This window comes from Actinoplanes oblitus (assembly GCF_030252345.1).
Classification (GTDB): Bacteria; Actinomycetota; Actinomycetes; order Mycobacteriales; family Micromonosporaceae; genus Actinoplanes; species Actinoplanes oblitus.
The window spans coordinates 1,148,590-1,168,058 of the sequence record NZ_CP126980.1; the positions used below are offsets into that span (position 1 = coordinate 1,148,590).

Sequence of the window (19,469 nt, forward strand, 5' to 3'; positions counted from 1 at the left end):
ACTAGGTCAAGGTGCGAACCGCATGTTCAGTCATCGATCGTTATCGGGGAGCCGTCCGGTGTCGACCTGATCAAGATGGGACACGGCGCCGCCGAGCGCGGCCGCATGCAGGCCCAATGTGGACGCCCTGAGGTCGGTGCCGAGAGCCGGTGCGAGCCGGGCCAATTCGCCGGACGCGGCCGGGATCAGCCACTCGGCGAGCGTGGCGAAGTGGTCGCCGAGCACTATCACCTCCGGCTCGACCAGGTTCACCAGTGCGGCGAGGCCCTGGCCCAGGCAGCTCCCGGCGTGCTTGAGCGCGGACAGTGCGGTGGTGTCGCCGGATCGGGCGCGGATCGCCACCTGCTCGACGGCGGGCGCGAGATCGGCCTGGGCGGCCGGATCGAGATCGGGCAGCGCGCGGCGGACCAGCGGCGCGATCCCGGCCTGCTCCCGCAGTGCCGGGGTGCCCGCCGGGCCCAGGGTGAGGTGCCCGAGGCGGCCACCGCGCACCGGGTGGCCGTCGATGATCAGCCCGGCGTCCAGCCCGGCCACGCCGGAGACGTACGCCACGTTCGCCCACCCGCCGTGCCGCCGCTCGGCGATCGCCGCCAGCGCCGCGTGCCCGGCCACCGTGACGGCCAGGTCCTTCTGCCGCAGCGAACCCGCCACCCGGTCCCGCAGGCCGGTGCCGTCCACGTCGCCGGGCACCGCCAGGGTCAGGCCGAGGACGTGCCGGCCCTGCTGCCGGACTCGGGCGGCGGCGCGCTGGGCCAGCCCGACCATCTCGGCGGTGCTGTCGCCGGCCGCCCGGTGCCAGAGCAGCAGCCGCTCGCCGGAGTAGTCGACCGCCAGTGCGGTGAGCTGGTCCGGCGCGACCTGGATGCCAATCGACGCGTACGCCGAACCATCCAGCGCCAGCACTGTCGCCGGGCGCCCGATCCGGTTGCCGCCCGGCCCGGTCTCGCGCAGCAGCCGATGCCCGATCAGGTCGCCGGTGAGGCTGGAGACGGTGGCCTTGGTGAGCCCGGTGGACGCCGCGATCGCGGCCCGCGAGCTGGGGCCGTGCGCCCGCAGGTGGCGCAGCACGACCGCGAGGTTGGTGGTGCGCACGTCGGCGAAGTCGGCCGGCTGCGGTTCGGCCCGTGTGGTGGTCACGTCAAGCTCCCGATCTCGGCCGGCCGTCTCTGTGAACAATCTTGCCGCATTCCGGCGTGGGCGCGCTCCCAAGTGCTTCTTGTCGGGTTGCGCCACTTCAGTTAGCTTGTCTTCGATGCACTTAGTTTAGAGCCTAGACAAACTAAAGTCATATAGGAAGGCAGGTGCGCCGTGGGCGCGTCTACGAGCAGGCGGACATTCCTCGGCCTGGCCGGCCTCGGCGCGGCCTCCCTGGCGATGGGGTGCAGCAAGAAGCCGAGCGTGGCCGGCGGGGCCACCAACGCCGAGGAAGCCGCCGGCGTGGTGCCGACGTTCAAGGACTCCGGGCTGGTCGCGCCGGATGTCAAGGGCATCCGGCCGATGGCCGACGGCTACACCAGGTACCCGACCAGCCTGGTCGACGCGATCACCGACAAGGCGATCACCTCCGGCAAGCCGGTCACCGCGGTCACGCCGTGGTGGGGCCCCGCGCCGCCGTCGTCGAACAAGTACGTCGAGGCGGTCGGCGCCGACCTGGGCGGGACGATCACCTTCAGCGTGCAGGACGGCAACACCTACGGCGACAAGCTCAACACCATGCTCGGCGCGCGGGACGTGCCGGAGCTGACCTGCATCCCGGGCTGGGAGATCAACAAGCTGGCCCGGTTCTCGGACGGCGTGCACGTGCTCTTCGAGGACCTCACGCCGTACCTGGCCGGGGACAAGGCGACCGGGTACCCGCTGCTGGCCGGCCTGGACACCGCCGCCTGGAAGGACTCGGTCTGGGGCGGCAAGCTGATGGGCGTCCCGTTCCCGACCGACTCGCCGTACCCGACCGCGCTGTTCATCCGCAAGGACGTCGCCGACCAGCGGGGTATCGCCGCGCCGACCGACCTCGACTCGCTCTACGAGTTCGGCAAGAAGTTCACCAACCCGGACAAGGGCGAGTGGGCGTTCGGCGACATCTTCCTGGAGGTCCTGCAGATCTGCGGCAACCCCGGCTCGCAGAACGGCTGGTTCAAGGGACCCGACGGCAAGGTCATGCACCGGTACGAGACCCCGCAGTACCAGCGCGCCGTCGAGTGGATGGCCCGCGTCTACCGGGAGAAGCTGATCCACCCCGACCTGGCCAGCAGCAAGGGCGGGGACGTGACCACGCTCTTCAAGGGCGGGAAGATCTTCTCGTACGCCACCGGTCTCGGCTCCTGGAAGGAGACCCAGCGGGAGAAGACCCGGGAGGGCAAGGGCTTCAACATGCAGGCCGTGAAGGTCTTCGGTGCGGACGCGAGCACGCCGCCGGTGCGCTGGCAGGGCACCCCGTCGATCATGTGGACCTTCGTGAAGAAGGGGCTCGGCCAGGACCGGACCCAGGAGTTGCTGCGGGTGCTCAACTACACCGCGGCGCCGTTCGGCACCAAGGAGTGGGAGCTGCAGAACTACGGCGTCGAGGGCACCCACTTCACCCGCGACGCGAACGGCGCCCCGAAGACGAACGAGACGTTCACCAAGGAGTTCGCCAACCAGTTCATCTTCCTCGGCGGCCGCCCCGCCGTGGTGGTCAGCGACCCGGACCTGCCGACCTACGCCCAGGACCTGGTGGGCTGGGGCAACGACGCCACCAGGTACCTGGAGAAGAACCCCTGGGAAGGGATCAAGGTCGAGGTGCCCACCGCGCAGGCGGCGATCCAGCAGCCCACCGACGACAAGATCACCGACATCCTCCGTGGCCGGCGCCCGCTCGCCGACTTCGACAAGGTGGTCAAGGAGTGGAAGGCCGGCGGTGGCGACCAGGCCCGCGACTTCTACGCCAAGGTTCTGGCAGACAACGGGCGATGAGCAGCTCACCGATCGTGGAAGGGGCCGTCACGACGGCGGCTCCCGCCGCGAGCAAGGCGAAGACGATGACGTTCGGGGCGCGGCTGCGGCGGGACTGGCCGCTGATCCTGATGTGCGTCCCGGCCATGCTGCTGCTGGCGGTGTTCCACTACCTGCCGGCGCTCGGCAACATCATCGCGTTCCAGGACTACAACCCGTTCGCCGGCGACTCCCCGCTGCAGGCGTTCCTGTCCAGCGAGTGGATCGGGTTCGGCAACTTCCAGTACCTGTTCGAGACCCCGGCGTTCTGGGAGTCGGTCCGCAACACCCTGGCCATCACCGCCTTCCAGCTGGTGTTCTACTTCCCGATCCCGATCATGCTGGCGATCCTGCTGAACAGCATCATGTCGCCGAGGCTGCGGTCGTTCGTGCAGAGCGTGGTCTACCTGCCGCACTTCTTCAGCTGGGTGCTGGTCGTCTCGCTGTTCCAGATGATGCTCGGCGGGGCCGGCCTGATCGCGCAGACCGCACGCGACCACGGGATGACCGCACCGGACTTGATGACCAACCCGGACACCTTCTACTTCCTGATCACCTCGCAGGCGATCTGGAAGGACGCCGGCTGGGGCATGATCGTCTTTCTGGCCGCGCTGGCCGCCATCGACCCGTCGCTCTACGAGGCGTCGGCCGCCGACGGGGCCGGCCGGTGGCGCCGGTTCTGGCACATCACGCTGCCCGGCCTGCGCCCGGTCATCGTGCTGCTGCTGATTCTGCGCCTGGGCGACGCGCTCAACGTCGGCTTCGAGCAGTTCTACCTGCAACGCGAGGCGGTCGGGCGGGACGCCGCCGAGGTGCTCGACACCTACGTCTACTACCAGGGCATCGGGGTCCAGCAGTGGGGCGTCGGCGCCGCCGCCGGCCTGTTCAAGGCGCTGGTCGGACTGCTGCTCATCCTGGGCGCCAACAAGGTCGCCCACAAGCTCGGCGAGCAAGGGATCTACTCGAAGTCATGACCACACTCGCCTCTGTCAAGCCGCGGCGTCCCACCGGCAGGCCGGTGTGGGAGGAGAAGCCCACGCTGCTCGGCCGGCTCGGCAAGGGCACGATCATCACCGTCGTGGTGCTGGCCGTGCTGGTGCCGCTCTGGGTCGTCGTGGTCACCAGCCTCTCCTCGACCGACACCATCAACGCGGCCGGCGGATACGTCTTCCTGCCGCGCGAGTTCAACCCGTCCGCCTACGTGGTGATCTTCTCCGGCGGCCAGGTCACCGACGCGGTACTGGTCAGCACGACGGTGACGCTGATCGGCACCGCGCTCAGCCTCACCGTCACGGTGCTCGCCGCCTACGGCCTGTCCCGGGTCGGCACGCTCTTCCACCGGCCGATCCTGTTCTACTTCCTGCTCACCTTCCTGATCTATCCCGGCATGATCCCCAGCTATCTGGTGGTCACCGGCCTGGGTCTGAAGGACAACCTGCTGGCCCTGGTGGTGCCGGCCGCGGTGAGCGCGTTCAACCTGGTGGTGCTCCGGGCGTTCTTCATGAGCATCCCGCAGGAGTTGTTCGACAGCGCCCGGATCGACGGCGCCGGCGAGTTCCGGATCCTGTTCCGCATCGTGCTGCCGCTCTCCAAGGCGGTCACCGCTGTGGTCGGGCTCTTCTACGCGGTCGGTTACTGGAACACCTTCTTCAACGCGGTCCTCTACATCGACCGCAACGACCTGCAGCCGGTCCAGCGTGTCCTGCAGCAGTTCATCCTGGCCGGCCAGTCGCCGACCAACGCCGGCACCGGCGTGGTGCTGCCCGGCATCGGGTACTCCGCCCCGCCCAACCTCGCCATCAAGATGGCCGTCGTGGTGATCACGCTGATCCCGGCGCTGATCGTCTATCCGTTCGTCCAGCGCCACTTCACCAAGGGCGTGATCGTCGGCGCGGTCAAGGGCTGACCGCCGCCGCCTCGATCCACCGCCGGGTGGGTTCCGGATCCCAGCTCCGGTCCCGCCCGGCGGTTCTCACCGGCTCCGCTCCGGGCCCGGTTGCCGTGGCAGCCGCAGCTCGTGCGGGACGCCGGCGGCCAGCGTGACGGTGACCGTGCCGCCGGGCCAGGTGACCACGGCGTCCCGGGTGACCGGTGAGGTCAGCGTGGCCGCCACCAGCCCCGGCTGCCACCGGAGGTCCACCCGGACCGGGCCGCGCGCGACCAGCCCGTGCACGCCGCCGGCCGGCCACTGCGCGGGCAGGGCCGGGAGCAGGCGCAGCCGGGCCGGGCCGTCCGGTGCCACGTCCCGGCTGGCCAGCAGCATCGCGGCGACCAGGGCCGGGAAGCCACCGGCCAGGTCCACGTTGAACAGATGGTCCCGGTTGTGGGTCGGCACCAGGCTCGGCCGCCAGTAGGCCTCGGCGAGCCGGGTCAGCGCGGCATACGCCTCGGCGGCCAGTCCGAGCCGGGCCGCGGCCACCCCGAGCAGCGCGAGCCCGTACCCCATCTCGTCGGACGCCTCGCTCAGCCACCACCGCAACCGGCGCCGGACCGTCGCGACGGCAGCGGCCCGCAGCGCCGGATCCTCCTCGATCGCTGGGTCCCCGGCGTAGTAGAAGGGATAGAGGTGACTGCAGTGCCGGTGCTCGTGGTTGTCGTCGAACCGCGGGTCCAGCCACTCGGCCAGCTCGCCGGCCGCGGTGATCCGGTGCGGCGGCAGCGCGTCGAGCAGCGCCCGCCAGCGCGGCGCCCGCGGGTCCCCGGGGTCGTGCGTCAGCAGCGCGCGCAGCACGTCCCCGGTTGTCTGCACGTCCAGCGCAGAGTCCACAGTGGCCTGCGAGCCGGTGTTGGCCGGATGGTTCTCCGGCGAGTAGGACGGGCTGAACCGCGCCCGCCCACCGTCGATCTCGGCGAACCCCAGGTGGAAGTCGGCCACCTCGCGCAGGTAGGGCAGTGCGCGATCGTCCAGGAAGGACCGGTCGCCGGTGTGCTGGTAGTGCTCCAGGTAGAGCCGGCCCAGCCAGGCCGCGCCGGCGGTCCAGAAGGTCAGGCACCAGATCGGGCCGAAGTGGTTCTGCTTGCCGTGCGTCCCCAGGTGGGCGGGGGCGTAGAGGCCGGGCAGCCGGTAGAGCCGGCGGGCGTTCTCCCGCAGGTCGTCGCGCAGGTCGTCGAGCAGGTCGAAGAGCGGTGGCATCAGCTCGGGCGTACCGGTGGTGTGCACCGCGAGCAGGGCCGCCTGCAGGTTGCCGTCGATGGTCCAGCCGCTGCGCCACGGCGGTGACCAGGTGCCGCTCCAGACGCCCTGCAACGTCGGTGGCCGGGTGCCGGTGCTGCTGATGATCGCGTATCGCCCGGCGTCGAACAGCAGCTGCGCGCGCCGGTCGCCGGGCAGGTCCAGGCGGGCCCGGCCGAACAGGTCGCCGTGCTCCGCGGCGTGCGCCGCGAGCGCGGCCTCGAAGTCCGGCATCGAGGTGAAGGGCCTCGGTCGCAGGCCGGGGGTGGTGCGGGCCGCGACGACGAACCCGCTTTCGGTACGCCACGAGCGCACCGTGACGGTGTAGCCGTCGAGCGCCCCCGCCCAGTCCGCACCCCGGAACCGTGCGGTCAGCGTCAGGTCGCCGCCGACCGGGTGCTGCCCGGAGCCCGCGGCCGCGGGGCCGGCCGAGTGTCGCGCGGGATCCTCGGTCGCGCCACCGGCCGGGTGCTGCCCGGGACCCTCGACGGAGAAGTCGACCGGGCGCTCCGGGAGGCCGGCGACCGGGGCGAGCGACAGCGTCCCGCCGCCACCGGTGAGCCGGATCAGCAGGGCGTCGGCCGGGCGGGAGAAGAACGCCTCGCAGGTGCCGCCGTCCCACTGCTGGCGGACGACGCCCGTACCGAAATCGGTGTGCCGGGACCAGCCGCGGCCCGGACGGTCCGGGATCAGCGTGAGGGTCGCCGTGCCGATCAGCGGATCGATCCAGCGGGTCTCGGCGAAACCGGGATGCTCCGCTGCCGCCAGGTCGCAGACCTCGGTGGCGGCCTCGGCGAACCGCCCGTCCCGCAGCATCTCCCGCAGGCGTGGCAGGGCCGCGGCGGTGGCCGGCGCCGGCAGTGGCTCGGTGACCGGCTGAAAGACCCGCTCGTGGGCCAGGGTGAACCGCAGCGCGGCGGACGAGCCGTAACACAGCGCCCCCTGTCGTCCGTTTCCGGTGATCAGCGCGTGCTCCCAATCCTCCGCCGCGATCGTCGAGCCGGACACCGGGTCAGCCTCCGAGAACCTGGGGGCCCGCCTGGTGGCCGCGGTCGCCGCAGCAGCGGGGGAGTGGGTGCCCGCAGGCCCGGCGCTCGGATTGACGGAGATGCTCACGGTGCCTACTTTGTTTAGCGTCAAAACTAAAGTCAAGGTGGTGTGATGCTGTTCTTCGGCGGCGACTACAACCCCGAGCAGTGGCCGGAGGAGGTCTGGGCGGAGGACGTCGCGCTGATGCGGCAGGCCGGTGTCACGGTGGTGTCGCTCGGCGTCTTCGCGTGGTCCCATCTGGAGCCGGAGGAGGGTCGCTTCGCGTTCGGCTGGCTCGACCGGATCATGGATCGGCTGCACGACGGCGGGATCAAGGTCGCACTGGCCACCCCGACCGCGTCGCCGCCGCCGTGGTTCACCCTCGCGCATCCGGAGGGGCTGCCGGTCACCGCCGACGGGGTGCGGCTCAGCCACGGCAGCCGGGACACCTACTGCGTCTCGGCACCGGCCTACCGCGCCGCCGCCCGCGGCATCGCCGGCAAGCTGGCCGAGCGCTATGCCGGGCACCCCGCCCTGGCGCTCTGGCACGTGCACAACGAGTACGGCACCGACTGCCGCTGTGACCTGACCGCCGCCGCCTTCCGGGAGTGGCTGCGCACGAGACACGGCGACCTGGACGCGCTGAACGAGGCCTGGACCACGGCGTTCTGGAGCCAGCGGTATTCCGACTGGGCGCAGATCCTGCCGCCACGCGCCACGCAGTACCTGCCGAATCCGGCACACGTGCTGGACTTCCGCCGGTTCCTCTCCGACGAGCTGCTCGGCGCGTTCGTCGAGCAGCGGGATCTGCTGCGCGCGGCGAACCCGGCCATCCCGATCACCACGAACTTCGTGCAGGGCGGCTGGGTCAGCGTGGACCATGCCCGCTGGGCCGCCGAGCTGGACCTGGTCGCGGTCGACCACTATCCGGCGGTGGCCGGCGACGGCGCCGAGGCGGAGACCGCGTTCGGTGGCGACCTGGCCCGCGGCTGGGCCGCCGGGCAGGGCGGCGAGTGGCTGCTGATGGAGACCGCGCCGAACCTGATCTACACGCCCGGGCGGATGCACGCCAAGGAGCCCGGGCGGCTCACCCGGCACAGCCTGAACTACGTGGCCCGCGGCTCGCGCGGGGCGATGTACTTCCAGTGGCGGCAGCCGCGCGGCGGGGCGGAGCTGTTCCACTCGGCGCTGGTGCCGCACGCCGGGCCGGACAGCCCGGTGTTCCGCGAGGCGATCGGGCTGGGACGGAAACTGGCGGCGCTCAGCGATCGGGTCGGCGGGACCGTCGCGGCGCGGGTCGCGATCGGCTGGGACGCGCCGTCCTGGTGGGCGCTGCAGGGCGGGGGACTGCCGGCCGCCGACATCGATTACCTGGCCGCGGTGCAGCAGGCGCACCGGGCGTTCTACCGGTCCGGGATCGCCACCGACTTCGTCTTCCCGGGGCTGGACGATCTGGCGGAGCGGCTCCGGGCGTACCGGATGGTGGTCCTGCCGCATCTCTATCTCGTGTCGGACGCGGCGGCGGACGCCCTGCGCGAGTTCGTCGCGAGCGGCGGGCATCTGGTGATCGGGCAGCTCAGCGGCATCGCCGACCCGGCCGGACGGATCCGGCTCGGCGGATATCCGGGCGCCTTCCGGGAGGTCCTCGGGGTCCGGGTGGTGGAGTGGCGGCCGCTCGCCGCCGGGGCGGAGATCGCACTGGACAACGGCGACCGGGCGATCCGGTGGAGTGAGCGGGTGGAGACGGCCGGTGCCGAGACCCTGGTTCGCTATGCCGGGGATCTGCTGGCCGGAGCTCCGGCGATCACCCGGAACCGGTTCGGGACGGGTTTCGCCTGGTATGTCTCGCCCGGTCTGGCGGATGACGCGTTGCGCCGGGTGCTGGATCAGGTGGCCGCCGAGGCCGGGGTGACGCCGGTGCTGGCCGGGCTGCCGGCGCGGGTCGAGGCGGTCCGGCGCGGTGACCTGCTCTTCCTGTTCAATCACGGCGATGTGCCGGCCGAGGTCCCGCTGCCCGGCGCGGAGCCGGTGACCGTGCCACCCGGCGGTTCGGTGACGTGCGGGCTTGAGTGACACTGGCCTGGTGACCGACACCAGCCCGGAAGCCCCCGCCGCCGCCGAGCCGACCCCGCGCCGGCGCCGGCGCCGGCGCCCGATCGTGATCGCGCTGGGCGTGCTGGCGGTCGTCGTGCTCGCCCTGGTCGCCTGGAGCTGGACGCGGTCGCCGTCGCCGACAGCGGACCGGGACCTGGCCCTGTCCGGCGTGCTGAGCTACGGCGGCCCGGCCGGCTGGCAGGTGGTCGAGAGCCCCGCGGCCGGGGATGACGCCCAGCGCGCCGAGCGGGACGGCAAGCCGGTGCTGCTGCGCGACAACTGGTTCATGGTGACGTGGGCGACCGCGCCGGCCACCGCGGCGGACTGCGCGACCCTTGCCGAGTGGGCGGGCAAGCGGATGGCGCCGGAGGCGGCCTCGGACGTGACCGCGTCCTGCCCGGACGCGGTGGCGACCAAGCCCGCCGAGGCGCGCATCATCAGCAGCTACGGCACCGAGCCGGGCGCGCACGGCCGGTACCTCTTCAGCGCCTGGGTGGGGCCGCTGGAGGGGCAGAACGCGCTGTTCGCCGGCATCACCTACGAGGGGCCGTCGGACACCGTGAAGGCCTTGCGATAAGCCGAGGGCGACGTTCGCATCGTGCGGGCGAAGTGGTGCCGGAAGGTGACCGGCGAGTCGAACCCGACCGTCGCCGCCACCTCCTCGATCGGTGACCCGGTCGTCTCCAGCAGCGCCAGGCTGGCGTGCACCCGCTGGCCGATCAGCCAGCGGATCGGCGTGGTCCCGGTGGCCCGGGCGAAATGCCGCAGGTAGGTGCGAGCCGACATGTGCGCGCGCCGGGCCAGCACCTCGACGGTGATCGGCTCGGCCAGGTTCCCCAATGCCCACTCCATGCTGCGGGCCAGCCGGTCGTCGGCCGGATCGTCGGTCACCGGGGCCTCGATGAACTGCGCCTGCCCGCCGTCCCGGTGCGGCTGCACCACCAGGCGGCGGGCCACCGCGTTGGCGATCGCCGGGCCGTGGTCGCGGCGGATCACGTGCAGGCACAGGTCCAGGCCGGCGGCACTGCCGGCGCTGGTCAGCACGTCGCCGTCGTCCAGGTAGAGGACGTCGGCGTCGACCTCGACCCGGGGATAGCGGGTGCGCAGCAGGTCCGCGTACCGCCAGTGGGTGGTGGCCCGGCGGCCGTCCAGCAGGCCGGCGCCGGCCAGGGCGAACGCGCCCGAGCAGATCGACATGATCCGGGCGCCCCGGGCGTGCGCCGCGCGTAGCGCCGTGACCAGGGCGGGTGACGGGTCGGCACGGACGTCCGGCACACCGGAGACGATCAGCGTGTCGGCGGCCGCGAAGGTCTCCAGGCCGTGCTCGGTGTGCAGGGCGGCGCCGCCGATCACCCGGACCGGGCCGGGGGACTCGGCACAGATGGTCAGGTCGTACCAGGGGCTGTCGAACTCCGGGCGGGGCAGGCCGAACACCTCGCTGACGATGCCCAGCTCGAACACCGACATCCCGTCGAAGGCCAGCACGGTGACGCGCGGGCCTCTCCCGCGTACCTGGTACATGGCGGGATCTTAGCGCTGGATGACATCCGCGCCACTGGGCCGCTGGGGCCGTGGACGGCACGATCGACGGCATGACCAGCGCGATCGAACACTTCAGCAACCGGCTCCGCTTCGAGACCGACGTCAGCGACGTGCACCACGACATCGAGACCGGCACGCCGGGTGTCGTGGTCGTCGACTCCCGCGGCGACGAGGCCTGGCGGCAGGGCCACCTGCCGGCCGCGGTGCACCTGCCGACCCACCAGATCGCCGCGCGGGCCGCCGAGCTGATCCCGGCCGGCAGTGCCGTGGTGACCTACTGCTGGGGGCCGGGCTGCAACGGGGCGACCCGGGCGGCCCTGGAGTTCGCCAAGCTCGGCTACGCCGTCAAGGAGATGATCGGCGGATACGAGTACTGGGTGCGCGAGGGCTTCCCGGTGCGCGACGAGAAGGGCGAGTGGTCCCGCCCGGCCGACGAGCTGACCGCGCCGGCCGGTGCCGCCTGCGGCTGCTGATCAGCCCAGGACCGGTGGCGCCGGCGCGAAGTCATCGGCGGTGAAGGCGTCCGGGATGCTCACGCCGTGGCCTGCCGGGTCCGGCGGCGCACCGCGACGGCCTCCGCCACGTTCAGCACGACCAGCACCCCGACCAGCGTGAGGACCGCGACCACGGCCGGCGTCACCAGCGCGAGCGGCAGGAGCAGGGCGGCGGCCAGCCCGGCCGCGGCCCGGCCCCAGCCGAACACCCGGAACATCCGCCACCGGTTCCAGGCGAAGGTGACCAGGTAGAGCGCGGTCCCGCCGAACAGCAGCGCGGCCGCGTCCAGGTGCAGGTGGGTGACGGGGTGGGCGACCACTTCGGACAGTCCGACGGCGACCGCGATGATGCCACCCAGGAAGAGCAGATGACCGTACGCCAGGACGCCGCGCACCACGTCGGTCTGCACCCGGGCGATGTCCAGCGCATGCCGCATGGCGTCCGAGGCGAACGAGAAGTACACCCACCACAGGGCGCAGATCAGCGCGTACGCGGCGGTGACGGCGAGCAGGCTGGACGCGGTGACCGGCTCGTCGACGGCCACCCCGCCGATCGCCACCACCGACTCGCCCAGCGCGATGATCAGGAACAGTCCGAACCGTTCCGGCAGGTGATGCGGTTCGAAGCGGACGGACATCAACCGGCGCCGGACCAGGCGCGGGGTGAGCAGGTCGATGATCGCGGCGGCCGTCCACAGCCCGAGCCGGACGTCACCCTCGGCCAGGCCGCCGGCCAGCATCAGCGGGCCGGTGACGCAGGCCGCGACGCTGAACGTGTTGATCGGGATGTTCCGCCAGCCGCGGAACACCAGGGCGGCCAGGATCAGCCGGGCCGCCCAGTACCCGGCGCCGAGCAGAACGCCGCGGTCCTGGTACGCGTACGGCACCGCCAGCGCCATGAACAGGCTGGCCGCGCCCATCGCGAAGACGCCGAGCCGGTCCCCGGCGTTGTCCACGTCGTGGGTGTTGGCGTGCACCGTGGTGCCCACCCAGACCCAGTAGATCGGTACGAAGACGACCAGCGCGTGGCCCACCCCGGACCACGAGTGGTGGTCGTGCAGCAGGTGGGACACCTGCGTGACGGCGAAGACGAAGACCAGGTCGAAGAGGAGCTCGGCCCAGGTCACCCGTTTCTCGGTGCCCACCTCGGTCATCCGAGCAGCCGTTTCACGAACTCGTTGCGGAACTTGCCGGCCGGGTCGAAGCGCTGGACCAGTGCGGCGAAGTCGGCGAGCCGCGGCAGGGCGGGCACGCTGGTGAAGACCTTGCCGAGGTGCGGGCGGGCGTCCAGCGGGCCGAGCACCTTCGTCAGATCGGCGACGACCGGCAGCACCGCCTCGGCGTCGGCGATCCAGGTGAAGTGCAGGGCCAGGCTGTCCCGGTCGTGGTTCGGTGACAGCCACAGGTCGTCGGCGGCGATCGTCCGCATCTCGCAGACCTGCAGGACGTCCGCGACCCGCTCGCGGATCTGGGCCACCGCGTCGATCGCGTCGTTCGCGTGCGACAGCGGCACGTGCCACTCGGACTGCAGCTCCTCGCCGCTGCTGGGGGTGAACTCCATCCGGAAGTGCGGCAGGCGCTCGTGCCAGGGGCCGGGCACGCCGCCCTGCTCGGTGCAGTTCTCGGTGGGCATGCCGGGCACCGGGTGGCGCGGGCCGTCGGCCAGGGTGGCGCCGTGGAACACCGGGCCGGTCAGCGGATCGCGCCGTTTCAACCACACCTGGTCGACGTCGGTGCTGGTCCAGCGGGTGAAGAGACTGACACTGTAGCCGTCGGCGAGGATCTCGGGCAGCTCGGTGCGGACGGCGGCGGCCGGCAGGTTCTCGTAGACGTACTGGCGCAGCTCGAAGGTCGGCTGCACGTCCAGGGTCAGCGCGACCACCACGCCCAGCGCGCCGAGCGCCGCCACCGAGCCGGGGAAGTCCGCGTCGCCGCGAGACAGGGTGACCAGTTCCCCGTCCGCGCGGACGATCTCCACGCCGGCGACCGCGGTGGCCAGGTTGCCGTTGCGCACGCCGGAGCCGTGGGTGGCGGTGGCGACCGCGCCGGCCACCGAGATGTGCGGCAGCGAGGCGAGGTTGTGCAGGGCCAGGCCCTCGGCGTGCAGGCGGGTGGCGAGTTCCCCGTACCGGATCCCGCCGTCGACCCGGACGGTCCGCCGGTCCGGTCCGATCTCGACGGTGCGCGGCAACTCGGCCAGCGACAGCAGGTCGCCGCCGGTGTCGGCGAGCCGGTTGAACGAGTGCCCGCTGCCCAGCACCCGCAGCTCGGTGGCGGCCGCGACGCGTTCGCGGACCTCGTCGGCGGAGCGCGGGCGGAGCACCTGCCGCGCGCCGAAGGTGATGTTGCCGGCCCAGTTCGTCAGTCGTTCCACCCTGGCACCCTACGACGTGCCACATCGTGGGACAGTGGAGTGCGATCGGGCGTTTTCCGGAGATCAAGGTCAATATGGGGTTGTCTCTAGGTGTATACGCCCATAACGTTGGTTCATGCCGTTGGATGCCTCACGGAACAGTCTGGTGCTGCCGATCCTCGGACTCCTCGGGGAGCGGCCGGCCCACGCCTACGACCTGGCCACCCGCCTGCGCGAGCGGTATGCGCACCTCACCGCGACCCGCAGCACGGTGACCACGCTGCTCAAGTCCCTGCACCGGGACGGTCTGGTGGAGGCGCGCGAGCCGGGCCGCGTCGGCAACCGGCCGCCCCGCACGGAGTACGAGCTGACCGAGCCGGGCCGGGCCGGCTTCCGGACGAGGGTGGAGACCGGATTGCGGGACACCCCGGTCGCCTCGGTGGACTTCGCGCTCGCCGTGGCGCACCTGGGGTCGCTCCCGGCCGAGCAGGCCGCGGCCCTGCTCACCGCGCGGGCCGAGCGGCTGGCCGGTGAGCGCGCCGCGCTGCCGGCCGGGGCGGGCGACATGACCGAGGTGCACTCGCTGGAGCACGGGTACTGGCACGGGCTGGTCACCGCCGAGCTGGCCTGGATCGCCGCGCTGGTGGAGCGGATCCGGACCGCCGAGCTGGCCTGGCCGACCGGATCGCCGGCGGCCGACCCGGTCCCGGCGGCCGCCTGATCCTTGCCGGTGAGCAACTAAGCAGTCATATCCGACTATCCGGGTTTCCGGGGATATCGTCCACAGCCCGGTTTACAGTCGGTGCGTCTGTGCGGCCGACCGAGGAGGGCGGGTCATGGCTTCCATCGTGATCGCGGAGGACGACCGGGACATCGCCGAGCTGCTCACCACGGTGATGACCAGCGCCGGGCACACCGTGCGGATCGCGCCGGACGGTGCCGCGGCGCTTGCCGTGATCGGCAGCACCGCCCCCGACCTGGTCATCCTGGACCACCACATGCCCGGGATGAGCGGGATCGAGGTGGCCGACCGGCTGCGCGCCGACCGGGCCACCGCCTCCATCCCGATGATCATGATGTCCGCCGCCACGCCGGCCGCGGCCCGGCAGCTGTGCGACGTCACCATTTCCAAGCCGGTCCGGCCGAAACACCTCATCGAGACGGTGAACGATCTGCTCGCGGCGTATCCGGCCGGCGAGCACCCGCCGGTGGCGTACCCGGACGCCGCGGCACACCTGGCCGACGTACCCCGGCTGCTCGCCGTCTCGGACTTCTTGACCCGGCCCGTGAAGGCGGCCGGGCTGGACGCGTTCGCCGAGCGGCTGGCAGTGCTCACCGGCACGCCGACCGCGGCCGTCACCCTGATGCTCAACGACACCGTCGTGGTGGCCGGGTCGTACGGGCTGCCGACGTGGGTGCGCGAAGCGGGCGGGGTGCCGGCCGAGTGGTCGCCGGACTCCATCGTGGTGGCCGAGGACGTACCCGTGCTGATCGGCGACAGCCGGACGGACGAGGAGTACGCGAGCAGCCCGCTGTTCGCGGTGAGCGGCATCCGCTCGTACGCGAGCGTCCCGCTGCACTCGCCGGAGGGCCACATCGTGGGCACCCTCTGCGTGATGGACGAGAAACCCGGCACCTGCACCGAGGACACCGTGCAGACGCTGCACTCGCAGCGGGCGGCGGCGCTCGGCCTGCTCTCCCCGGCCGGTCAGGCCCCGAACGCGTCCTGAACTGCGGCTTCGGCCGGATTTCCGGATTCTCACCGCATCGCACGAATGCCCGCGGGCGCGATGCGGACGAGACGCTCTCAACTGTCTCCCAAATCGAGATCATCTGCTCGTGCGCTCGTAACGAAATGTGGATCACAATCGGTAACGGCCGCAACGCGGGTGGGGCAGGATGCAGCGCGGCGAAACTCTTCAGGAGACAGGGAGCGCGCCATCATGGCGGAGATCCACCACTTTGACCACGGATGGGTGACCCCCGCAGTCAGCTATCTGCTGTCCGTCCTCGGTTCACTGCTCGGCCTCACCAGCGCGGTCCGTCTCCGTTCGGCGCGGACCACCGGCGAGAAGGGCTGGTGGCTGGTGCTCGCCGCACTCGCCATCGGCGCCACCGGCATCTGGAGCATGCACTTCGTCGCCATGCTCGGCTTCGACGTGGTCGGCACCGCGATCCGCTACGACGTCAGCCTGACCGCCGCCAGCGTGGTGATCGCCTTCGTGGCGGTCGGCGTCGGCCTGGCCATCGCGCTGCTCGGCACCAGTGCCCGGCAGGTCCGGATCGTCATCGGCGGCGTGCTGGCCGGTCTCGGCGTCGCGGCGATGCACTACACCGGCATGGCCGCGATGCGGCTGAACGGCGAGATCCACTACTCCGGCTCCCGGGTCGCCCTGTCGGTGGCGATCGCCGTGGTCGCCGCGACCGTCGCGCTCTGGCTCACCCTGGTGGTCAGCAAGCCGATCGTCATCTTCATCTCCGCGCTCGTGATGGGCATCGCGGTCAACGGCATGCACTTCACCGGCATGTCCGCCATGTCGGTGATCGAGGAGGACCACTTCGGCACGATCGAGGGCGCGACCGCCGGGTCACTGCTGGTGCCGATCGGCGTCGCGGTGGTCTTCGGGATCATCGGCATGGCGTACGCACTGGCCGCCGCCCCCAACGAGGAGGACCGCGCGGCCGCCGAGTACCTCAACGCCCGGATCGACGCCCGGCTCGCCCAGCAGGCGCGGCAGACGAAGAACCCCTCGGGGCGTGGCACTCTGGGTAACGGATCCTGGACCTACCGGGACCGCGGCCCGCAGTCCTGAGGTAGTCCTCGCCGTCCGTCCCGGCTTTCTCAACCGAACCGGCAGCTAGACGATACGCACGGCCCCACCGCAGCTAGATACGCTTCTGACGGCTTCGGAACAGATGAAGCGTCAAGCTTTTCCAGAAGTGGGTGGGGCACGCGTGGCGGTCGGGATTCTCGGAACCGGTTCGTATCTTCCGTCACAGATCGTGACCAACGAGGGCCTTAAGGTACGCGTTCCGGACGCCGACCCGGAGTGGGTCGCCCGGAAGACCCTGATCGAGGCGCGCCGGTTCGCGGCCCCCGGGGAGGCGGCCTCCGACCTGGCCGGGCACGCCGCCCGGGCGGCGCTGGAGGATGCCGGCGTCGCCGCCGCCGAGATCGACTACATAGTGGTCTCCACCTCGACCGGCGACTCGCCCCAGCCGCCCACCTCGAACCTGGTGCAGCACCTGATCGGCGCCGACCGGGCGGCCTGCCTGGACGTGAACGCGGTCTGCGCCGGTTGGGTCTTCGCGCTCGGCGTGGCCAACGGGCTGGTGGCCACGAACCCGGGCGCGCTGGTCCTGGTGATCGCCGCGGACATCTACTCGCGGATCCTGGACTTCGGCGACCGGCGGACCGCTGTGCTCTTCGGCGACGGCGCCGGCGCCGCGGTGGTCGGCGCGGTGCCGGACGGGTACGGCATCGTCGATCTGGACCTCGCCTCCCGGGGCGAGGCGAACGGCCTGATCTACGTGAAGGGCGGCGGCAGTCGCCTGCCGGCCTCCCCGGAGACGCTGGCCGCCGGCGACCACTACTTCCGGATGAACGGCCGCGGCGTGCGCGACTTCGTGGCCGACGCGGTGCCGCCGGCATTGGAGCGGCTGCTCACCCGCAACGGGATGAAGGCCGGCGACGTCGACCACTTCGTCCCGCACCAGGCCAACGGGATCATGCTCGCCGAGCTGGTGGCGGCGGCCGGTTTCGAGAGCGCGCGGACCCACCTGACCCTGCAGCGCTACGGCAACGTCGGCAGCGCCTCGCTGCCGGTCACACTGGACGACGCGAACCGCGCCGGCGCCTTCGGTCCCGGTGATCTGGTGCTGCTGGCCGGTTTCGGCGGCGGCATGTCGATGGGCGCCTGCCTGCTCCGCTGGGGCCGCTGACCGTCCACATCGTCCCAAGCCACCTGGTGCTGCCCCGGCCCGGGATGGGGCGGTGGGTGCCAGCCGTGGGTTTGGGGCTGGTCGTGGTGGTGGTGTCGCGGCCTGCGATGGGGTCGTGGGTGCCAGCCGTGGGTTTGGGGCTGGTCGTGGTGGTGGTGTCGCGGCCTGCGATGGGGTCGTGGGTGCCAGCCGTGGGTTTGGGGCTGGTCGTGGTGGTGGTGTCGCGGCCTGCGATGGGGTCGTGGGTGCCAGCCGTGGGTTTGGGGCTGGTCGTGGTGGTGGTGTCCCGGCCCGGGACAGGGCCGTGAGTGCCAGCCGCGCGTCGGGAGCGGACCGTGCGCCGTGGGGACGGCGGACCGTGGGCGGTCTTGCGGCTGGTGAATGCCGGAGCCGGCGGGCTGCGGGTCAGCGGGGCTGGACGAGCCAGTCCCACGCTCGCTTGAGACCGCTGTCGTGCCGCCCCTGCGGCAAGTCCGCACTCGGCCGGGCCAGGCTCTCCGCCGGTTCGGTCACGATGGCGCCGTTCTCGTACAGGCCGGCCACCTGCTCACCGGTGGCGAAGCGGTGCCCGTCGGCCGTCTTGATCAGGAGGCCGTGGAAGACGTCCTCGCGCTCGTCGGCGACGACGTGCTCAACCGTGCCGACCGTGTCGCCACTGGGCGCGTAGACCGGCACACCCTCGCGCAGCACCAGATAGGCGACCGGTTCGCCGAGGTCTTCCGCCTTCTCTGCCATACCCGCGGGATACCCAGCCGGATGTGCCGGAAACCCCGGATCAGCTTTTCGGCTGACCGGATCATGGCGATTTGTCCAAATCGGGTTTCCGTTCCGGAATCGCGGTCAAATAACGGCGGTCCGTCCCCCAATTTCCCATATCGTCCTTTTTCGCCGGGCCGCGCTACTGCCGGACCGGAGAACAGAGGGCATCGGAGGATTCTTAATGCAGATGAGTCGGCGAATCGCAGCAATCTTCGCGCTGGCCACGGCGACCGCCGGGCTGACCGCCGCGGCCACCGCCGGGCCGGCCGCCGCGGCGCCGTTCCGGGGCCCCGAGCCGATCACCACCTGGCTCCGGCCGGTGCCGGCGAACGTACCCAGTTGGATCGACATCGCCTGGCGCACCGATCGGACCATCTGCGACGCCCGGGTCCAGGTCCGCGGTGACCGGGTCCGGGTGGATTACCTCGGCAACCGGCGCGGGGCGCTGTTCTCGCGCGGCGCCACGCTCTCCCCGTGGCGCACCGACGTCACCCGGGTCCGGGTCACTCCGTACGCCATGCGCGTCGGGGTGGCGCGGCTCTGGGCGACCATCTCCTATGACGAGTGCGGGTGGCGGTCCCGTACTCAGATGCGCACCACGGTGCTGTCGCTACCGGTGCTGCGCAACAGCTCGCCGGGGGGTCAGGGTGGTCCGGGCGGCCCCGGAACCGGACTCCCCGGCGGCCCCATCGGGCACGGCGGCCCCGGCCAGGGTCAGGACGGTCCTGGTCAGGGCGGTCCGGGTCAGGGTCAGGGCGGTCCTGGTCAGGGCGGTCCGGGTCAGGGTCAGGGCGGTCCCGGTCAGGGCGGTCCCGGCCACGACCACTCCGAGAACCCCCAGCAGGGCGGCGCCAACCCCGGCGGCTCCCACTCCGGTGGGGGCGACCAGGGTGGCCCGCAGCAGGGCTGGCCGAGCCACGGTGGGCCGGGGCAGGACAGCGGTCACCACTGATCCTGTTTCCCGGATGAGAAAGGGCGCACGACCGGCTTCCCCCCGGTCGTGCGCCCCTCGTCGTACCGGAAATCGGTATTGATCTGGAAAAGCGAACCGGCCGCCGGACAGGGGGTGTCCGGCGGCCGGTGGAGCACCCGGTCGGCCAGGGGGCGGGCCGTG

General features: G+C 71.7%; 17 protein-coding genes. 11 read left to right on the forward strand and 6 right to left on the reverse strand.

The window, feature by feature from the left end; genetic code table 11:
- Positions 1-30: 30 nt before the first annotated feature.
- Positions 31-1,137 (reverse strand): ROK family transcriptional regulator, encoded by a 1,107-nt coding sequence (locus Actob_RS05170; protein ID WP_284918906.1) that lies wholly within the window; start codon positions 1,135-1,137, stop codon positions 31-33.
- A 171-nt stretch (positions 1,138-1,308) separates the two neighbouring features.
- On the opposite strand from Actob_RS05170, the gene Actob_RS05175 reads away from it, so the two are divergent.
- The 3 genes from Actob_RS05175 to Actob_RS05185 all read left to right on the forward strand — a co-directional run bounded on the left by Actob_RS05175 (position 1,309) and on the right by Actob_RS05185 (position 4,876).
- On the forward strand, positions 1,309-2,952 hold the full coding sequence (locus Actob_RS05175; RefSeq protein ID WP_284918907.1) for an extracellular solute-binding protein: 1,644 nt from the start codon (positions 1,309-1,311) through the stop codon (positions 2,950-2,952).
- 65 nt (positions 2,953-3,017) lie between these two features.
- Complete coding sequence (locus Actob_RS05180) at positions 3,018-3,944, forward strand: ABC transporter permease (protein WP_407653687.1); 927 nt, start codon at positions 3,018-3,020, stop codon at positions 3,942-3,944.
- The gene (locus tag Actob_RS05185; protein WP_284918909.1) at positions 3,941-4,876 is read left to right on the forward strand and encodes a carbohydrate ABC transporter permease; all 936 of its coding nucleotides are present in this window, start codon (positions 3,941-3,943) and stop codon (positions 4,874-4,876) included. Before Actob_RS05180 ends, Actob_RS05185 begins: the two co-directional genes overlap by 4 nt.
- 66 nt (positions 4,877-4,942) lie before the next feature.
- Here Actob_RS05185 and Actob_RS05190 read toward each other — a convergent pair whose 3' ends face one another.
- On the reverse strand, positions 4,943-7,150 hold the full coding sequence (locus Actob_RS05190) for a glycosyl hydrolase family 95 catalytic domain-containing protein (protein WP_284918910.1): 2,208 nt from the start codon (positions 7,148-7,150) through the stop codon (positions 4,943-4,945).
- A 153-nt stretch (positions 7,151-7,303) separates the two neighbouring features.
- Here Actob_RS05190 and Actob_RS05195 point away from each other — a divergent pair, with 153 nt between their 5' ends.
- Positions 7,304-9,244, forward strand: a complete 1,941-nt coding sequence (locus Actob_RS05195) for a beta-galactosidase (RefSeq protein ID WP_284918911.1) — start codon at positions 7,304-7,306, stop codon at positions 9,242-9,244.
- Between the two features lie 10 nt (positions 9,245-9,254).
- Complete coding sequence (locus Actob_RS05200; protein ID WP_284918912.1) at positions 9,255-9,842, forward strand: hypothetical protein; 588 nt, start codon at positions 9,255-9,257, stop codon at positions 9,840-9,842.
- Here Actob_RS05200 and ftrA read toward each other — a convergent pair.
- Complete coding sequence (gene ftrA / locus Actob_RS05205; protein WP_284918913.1) at positions 9,803-10,786, reverse strand: transcriptional regulator FtrA; 984 nt, start codon at positions 10,784-10,786, stop codon at positions 9,803-9,805. The genes Actob_RS05200 and ftrA overlap by 40 nt on opposite strands.
- A gap of 71 nt (positions 10,787-10,857) precedes the next feature.
- On the opposite strand from ftrA, the gene Actob_RS05210 reads away from it, so the two are divergent.
- Positions 10,858-11,280 carry a rhodanese-like domain-containing protein gene (locus tag Actob_RS05210; RefSeq protein WP_284918914.1) on the forward strand — a complete coding sequence of 141 codons (423 nt, stop codon included), beginning with the start codon at positions 10,858-10,860 and terminating at the stop codon, positions 11,278-11,280.
- Positions 11,281-11,339: 59 nt separating this feature from the next.
- On the opposite strand, the gene Actob_RS05215 is transcribed toward Actob_RS05210, so the two are convergent.
- Positions 11,340-12,455, reverse strand: coding sequence for a low temperature requirement protein A (locus tag Actob_RS05215; RefSeq protein WP_284918915.1), 1,116 nt, complete (start codon positions 12,453-12,455; stop codon positions 11,340-11,342).
- Entirely contained in the window at positions 12,452-13,675 is a 1,224-nt protein-coding gene (locus Actob_RS05220) for an FAD-binding protein (protein ID WP_284918916.1), read from the reverse strand. Before Actob_RS05220 ends, Actob_RS05215 begins: the two co-directional genes overlap by 4 nt.
- A 115-nt stretch (positions 13,676-13,790) precedes the next feature.
- Here Actob_RS05220 and Actob_RS05225 point away from each other — a divergent pair, with 115 nt between their 5' ends.
- The 4 genes from Actob_RS05225 (at position 13,791) to Actob_RS05240 (ending at position 17,596) form a co-directional block, all read left to right on the forward strand.
- A complete protein-coding gene (locus Actob_RS05225; RefSeq protein WP_284918917.1) occupies positions 13,791-14,375 on the forward strand; it encodes a PadR family transcriptional regulator in 585 nt (194 codons plus the stop codon).
- Between the two features lie 115 nt (positions 14,376-14,490).
- Entirely contained in the window at positions 14,491-15,384 is an 894-nt protein-coding gene (locus tag Actob_RS05230; RefSeq protein WP_284918918.1) for a response regulator, read from the forward strand.
- Between the two features lie 246 nt (positions 15,385-15,630).
- Positions 15,631-16,467, forward strand: coding sequence for an MHYT domain-containing protein (locus tag Actob_RS05235; protein ID WP_284918919.1), 837 nt, complete (start codon positions 15,631-15,633; stop codon positions 16,465-16,467).
- A gap of 190 nt (positions 16,468-16,657) precedes the next feature.
- The gene (locus Actob_RS05240) at positions 16,658-17,596 is read left to right on the forward strand and encodes a 3-oxoacyl-ACP synthase III family protein (RefSeq protein WP_284918920.1); all 939 of its coding nucleotides are present in this window, start codon (positions 16,658-16,660) and stop codon (positions 17,594-17,596) included.
- A gap of 405 nt (positions 17,597-18,001) precedes the next feature.
- On the opposite strand, the gene Actob_RS05245 is transcribed toward Actob_RS05240, so the two are convergent.
- Complete coding sequence (locus Actob_RS05245) at positions 18,002-18,331, reverse strand: hypothetical protein (protein WP_284918921.1); 330 nt, start codon at positions 18,329-18,331, stop codon at positions 18,002-18,004.
- 211 nt (positions 18,332-18,542) lie between these two features.
- Between Actob_RS05245 and Actob_RS05250 the strand changes: the two genes are divergently transcribed.
- Positions 18,543-19,307, forward strand: coding sequence for a hypothetical protein (locus Actob_RS05250; protein WP_284918922.1), 765 nt, complete (start codon positions 18,543-18,545; stop codon positions 19,305-19,307).
- Positions 19,308-19,469 lie beyond the last annotated feature (162 nt).